The organism is Ectothiorhodospira lacustris (genome assembly GCF_022227785.1).
GTDB lineage: Bacteria > Pseudomonadota > Gammaproteobacteria > Ectothiorhodospirales > Ectothiorhodospiraceae > Ectothiorhodospira > Ectothiorhodospira lacustris.
This window is the reverse complement of record NZ_JAJNQM010000125.1, coordinates 1-5,412: the sequence shown is the minus strand read 5'-3', so window position 1 is coordinate 5,412 and position 5,412 is coordinate 1. Positions and strand designations below refer to the sequence as shown.

The following is a 5,412-nucleotide window of genomic DNA, read 5'->3' as shown; positions in this document are numbered from 1 at the left end:
TTGATCGGTAGTCTTGCCAGGTATCCGAATGACGAATAGCCGGTGCCGAAGTCATCAATCGCAATCTCGACACCCATGCGCTGGATGTCCGAGAGCTTCCGTATCGTACCCTCCATGTCCGTCATGATCAGACTCTCCGTGATCTCCAGATCGAGTCCCGGGTGCTCACGTCCGGCGGCGCTCAGCGCGTGCTCGACCCGGTCGACAAAGTCGGTCTGCTGCAGCTGCAATGGCGAAACATTGACAGCGATACGTGGCGGCCTGACGCCCTCGGCCTGCCAGCGGCGGGCATCGGCAAGCGCCTGGTGAATCACCCAGGTACCGACCTGAATAATCATCCCGGTTTCCTCGAGCAGCGGGATGAAGCTCCCAGGTGGCACCATGCCATTCTCGGGATCATGCCAGCGGATGAGCGCCTCCAGTCCTGTCACCCGTCCGGTCATGCTGTTGATCTTGGGCTGATAGTGAAGCACGAATTCGTCGCGTTCGAGTGCCAGCCGCAGCTTGTTTTCGAGCATGAGCGTGCCGGCGATCAGGGCGTTCATTTCCGGGTCGTAGAACAGATACCTTGCTCCGGATCGTTTCGCCTTACGCAGCGCGGCCTCGGCGTTGCGGATCAGCACATCGGCGTCGGCGATGCCATTGCTGACGGCGATTCCGGCCGACGCGTCGATGCGCAGTTCGTGTCCACCGACCGCCATCGGTGGTGCGAGCACATCGCTGGCGGTGCCCTCTATCAATCGTGCAATGTCGCCCAGTTCATGCCGACCGCTGATGACGGCAGCGAACTGGTCGGACGTGATGCGTGCTACATCGCTCCTGTCCGGCCAGGCCTGAGCGAGACGCCGCGCCATTTCCCGCAACACATTGTCTCCAACTTGGCGTCCAAAGGTATCATTGATACGACTGAAACGGTTCAGGTCCCACAGCACGACAGCGATCCGCTCATCCGGATGGTGACGAACCGCCTGCAGCGCCACGCCGAGCCGGTCGGTCAGGTGTGCCCGATTCGGAAGACCGGTCAATGCGTCGTAGTATGCCAGGTAGGAAATGAGGTTTTGTTTGCCGATGTATTCCAGCGCAAACGACACATCATTGGAAAGCTCTTCCAGCAGTGCGCGTTCCTCATCGGTGAAAAACGCACGTTCATGGGCGTAGAGGACCATGACGCCAACCACCTTTTCCCCAACCACCAAAGGGAGTGCAACCAAGGACTGGTAACCACGCCGCAGCGCCTCCTCACGTCGCTTGCCAACCGGTTGATGCGCGATCAGGTCATCAATGAAACAGGGTTGCCCAGTGCGCAGGGCCTCTCCCACCGCGCCCTGTCCGGCCGCGACGTCGTGTCGGAACGAGAGCCTGTCCGCACCGATTGCGTCATCCACGCCCGCCCATGCCACCGGAATCACCTCCCCGGTTGCCTGATCCACATCACCGATCCAAGCGATTCCGAACTGACCCTCGTTGACGGAGATGCGACAGGCTTCCTTGAACAACTGCGCGCGATCGTGAATGCGCACGATTGCCGAATTGATACCGCTCAGCACTGCATAAACGCGCGTGAGCCGCAGAATTCTTCTATGTTGGGTAGTGCGTTCAAAAAACTGGCCTATCTGGGTGCCCAGCGTCACCAGGGTGTCGGCCAAGCGCACATCCAGCTCAAGGTGGTCGCGACTGAACACGTCGAGCACGCCGATCACCGCACCGCCGACCATGATCGGGACCGCACCACCGGAGACAAGGTCTGCATCGCGTGCGGCTTGTCCCCTCACGAAACCCGTACTTGCCTCAAGATCCTGGGACCAGTGCGGTGATCCGCTTGCCCAGGCTGTGCCCGGGAAGCCCATGCCCGGAGCCAGTGTCATGGCTCGCGACTGTGCGACAAAATCGCCGCACTGCTCGTCCGATTCGCAGTGAACGTCGACGCACTTGAGTACGTGATCCCGAAGATCGACGGACCACAAGGTGGCAGCCGAAAACCCGAGCTCGATGCATATCGCCCTGAGGATCCGCGGTGCGGCGTCTTCAAGGCGGGTGGTCTGGTTGAGTATCCTGGCGACCTCACACTGGGCAGCAAGGCTTTGCCGAGCGCGCTCGCGCTCAATGATTCCGGCCTGGAGTTCGTCGGCATATTGCTGCATTCTCGTGAACAGGCACCCGTTCTCGTACATGCGCCCGGTCTGCGCGCCGAGGATCTTGATCAGTTCGACATCCGCCTGAGCGAATCCGCCACGGTCTTGTGAATTGCTGAGCACCACCCAGCCATACCGGGCGGATGGCGACTTGACCGATGCCGCAAGCAATTCGCGCAGTGCGGGGTAGCCGGCCGGAAGACCGCTGTCAAAGTCCTGCCCTTGGGCAACACGCGTCTTGAGCACCTGATCATCGCGATAGACCCGACCGAGCTCCCCGTGATCCACGCTCACCGGGTCGATGGTCGCCAGGACGTCCGGGTCGATTCCGCTGTGACTGATATGGACCGGCATGTCATGGGACTGCTGCACGGCAATCGTGCAGTATTCCGCACCCGTCAATGCCCGCGCACCACTGCATGCATGTGCCAGCAAACGCGTCCTGTCGTGCTCGGACGCCAGTTGTAGGTTAAGCTCGACCAGTGCGGCCAGGCGGTCGTGGGCGATCTGCAACTCGTCGACCTTCTCGGACAGTTTGCTGCTGACGAGGTGGAGGTGCTGGCGGTCGAAATCACGGCCCGGCAACGGCGCTTGCGGTGCCTCTTGCGGCCCTTCTTCAATGATCGCCGTGACGACGCGAATCAGTTCCTGAGGGTCGATTGGTTTGATCAATACTTTGCTCACACCACAGACGTCGGCCAGTTGCCGTGCCTCCGGTTCGAGGAAATGCGCCGTGCAGAAAATGACCGGGATGTGTGCGACGTTGGCCTCCGTACGCAGGCGGCGCACGAATTCGAAACCATCGACGTCCGGCATCAGAATGTCGCAAATGATCAGATCCGGTCGCTCGTCGCGCACCACCTGCAAGGCGGTCGCGCCATTGTCGGCTTCGGAAATGCAGTGACCCTGCGCGTGCAGGATGGTGGTGAGTAGCTCTCGGTTGACCGCGACGTCATCAACGACGGTAATCTTGGCCATGACTAGGTTCCATTGCGCGTCGCGCGAGGCAGGCGAGTGGCGAGTAGGGAGGGTGGAAGATGCTGTTCGAGGTCTCGCACGAAGCAGGTGGCATCGATGGGTTTGGAGAAATAATCGTCGAATCCGGCAGCCAGGACCTTTTCGCGGTCACCCAACATCGAGAAGGCGGTGACCGCAATCAGCGGAATGTCCTTCGTCCGAGGGTCACTCTTGACGGCCTCTGCGACCTCAAACCCGGTCTTTGCGGGCATTTGAAGGTCGCAGAGGATCAGGTCCGGGCGCTCACTGTGCGCGAGCGCCAGCGCGATCTCGCCATTCTCGGCGGGCAGGATATCGTAGCCGTGGGCGCGTAGCAGATAGGACATCAGCTCGAGGCTGGCGGGGTGGTCTTCGGCGATGAGGATTCGAGCGCTCATGGTGAAGCCTCCCACAGGCTGAGGACGAATCGGCTCCCCTGATCGGGAATGCTATGACAGTTCAGCTGGCCCCCGAGCAGTTCAGCCAGCTTGCGACTCAGGTGCAGACCGAGTCCGGTTCCTTCGACCCCTTTGTGCTTTGCGGCCTGCCCCTGCACGAATGCGCCGAACAACGCCGCCTGTTCGTCTTCGCTCATGCCTGGACCGGTGTCCTCGACGGCAAATTGGATCCCGCGCCGTGCACCCGATTCATGGGCCAACAGTTCAAGGCGCACGTGGCCCGCAGCGGTAAACTTGATCGCATTGTTGGCCAGATTCAGCAAGATCTGGTTGAGTGCGCGCCGGTCGGTGTCAACAACCACGCGCCCGGGTGGCACATCAATGATCAACGCCAGTCCCTTTGCCAGGGCTTGGGGCTCAAGGGATGCGGCGACTTCATTCAGCAGAGTGCAGCAGTCCGTTGGTTCGCGGTTCAGTTCGATCTTGCCCGCCTCGATCTTGGCCAAGTGCAACAAGTCATTGATCAGGGAGAGTAAATGCATGGCGTTGCTGCGCACGATCTCCAGTTGATGGGTCTGTTCGTCGTTCAAATCACCCGGCAATTTCATCAGCAGCGTTCCGGTGAATCCGATCACCGCATTGAGTGGCGTGCGCAGTTCGTGGCTCATGCTGGCAAGAAAACGGTCCTTCGCCAGGTTGGCCTTTTCCAGTTCGATATTCTTCTCCCGCAGTGCCTGTTCAAAAAGCTTGCGTTCGCTCACATCACGAATGGCGCTCATCACCAGCGGCGTCTCTTCCGTTCTGATCGGACTCAGGCTGATCTCGACGGGAAACTCGGTCCCGTCCTTGCGCAAGCCGTAGAGTTCCAGGCCTGCCCCCATGGAGCGTGTGCGCGGCTGCGCGAAATAATGCGCGCGATGCCCTTTGTGCGCGGCGCGAAAACGCTCAGGGAGCAGTCGTTCCACGACTGTGGCGCGCATCTCACCGGGTCCGTAAGCGAACAGGCGCTCGGCTTGACTGTTGGCAATGAGGATGTGCCCGGTGGGATTGACGATGACGATGCCGTCTGGGGTCGACTCGAGCAGTTCGCGGAAACGGGCCTCGAGCGTCTTGCTGTCACGCTCGACCTTGAGCGAGGTCACGTCCTTCTCCGAGAACAGTAGCCGCTGTTCCGTTGGCGTCGTGGATGGATTCACCACCTTGCCGGTGATGTCCACGTAAATGAGGGTGCCGTCCTTTCTGCGCCTGAGCGTCTCGAAAGTGTCGTGACCGCGCAAGAGGGTATCCGCGATAAAACGACGCTGTTCGTCCCTGCGATCCTGAATCACCACCAGTTCGTCCATCGACGCGTCTACGGCTTCGGCGCCCGTATAACCGAACATGAACTCAGCCCCGTCACTCCAGCGGTGTACGGTGCCCTCACCGTCGAGCAACATCAACGCATCGCAGAGATCGGACATCCAGTGGCAATCGGGGGCGGCAGGCACAGCAGTCACTCCTCTATTCGGCCTCCCGCACCACAATTGTCAAAGATTTTGATCGATGGTGATCTCTTAGATGTGGTGCCGATTGGACACGCCCTCCAGTGACAGCATATTCAATAGGCTCCATTTGAGTATAACAGGCATCCCGGATTAAAACCGACTAAAATAGTCAGGTAAGGCGCTTGTAACGGCGCCATCGTCGGCTTGGTGACCCTTCGTGCCAGCTCTGCTGGTGGGCTGCGGGATCGGGCTGAACGGCAACTCCGCGGTTTACCGAGTGTTATTTCAGGTTCTCGATGATCTCGGCCGCTTCAAGGGAGTATCCGCTGAATCCAACCGACGAGGCGTCGTCGTGTGTGCGACGAGAAGAGCTTACCAGCGCGAGTTCAGAGTACACCGGCC

General features: G+C 60.1%; 3 protein-coding genes. All 3 read right to left on the bottom strand.

Going from position 1 to position 5,412, the window contains the following annotated elements; genetic code table 11:
• Positions 1 to 3,110 (bottom strand): EAL domain-containing protein (locus tag LQ952_RS15285; RefSeq protein ID WP_238623481.1); only part of this gene is annotated, 3,110 nt, incomplete at its 3' end.
• Positions 3,111 to 3,112: 2 nt separating this feature from the next.
• Positions 3,113 to 3,526 carry a response regulator gene (locus tag LQ952_RS15280; protein ID WP_238623480.1) on the bottom strand — a complete coding sequence of 138 codons (414 nt, stop codon included), beginning with the start codon at positions 3,524 to 3,526 and terminating at the stop codon, positions 3,113 to 3,115.
• Positions 3,523 to 5,013 (bottom strand): PAS domain-containing sensor histidine kinase, encoded by a 1,491-nt coding sequence (locus tag LQ952_RS15275; protein WP_238623479.1) that lies wholly within the window; start codon positions 5,011 to 5,013, stop codon positions 3,523 to 3,525. Before LQ952_RS15275 ends, LQ952_RS15280 begins: the two co-directional genes overlap by 4 nt.
• Positions 5,014 to 5,412: the final 399 nt, after the last annotated feature.

Coding starts and splice junctions, on each gene's coding strand:
- LQ952_RS15280 (WP_238623480.1), bottom strand. CDS start 3,526: ATGAGCGCTCGAATCCTCATCGCCGAAGACCACCCCGCCAGCCTCGAG.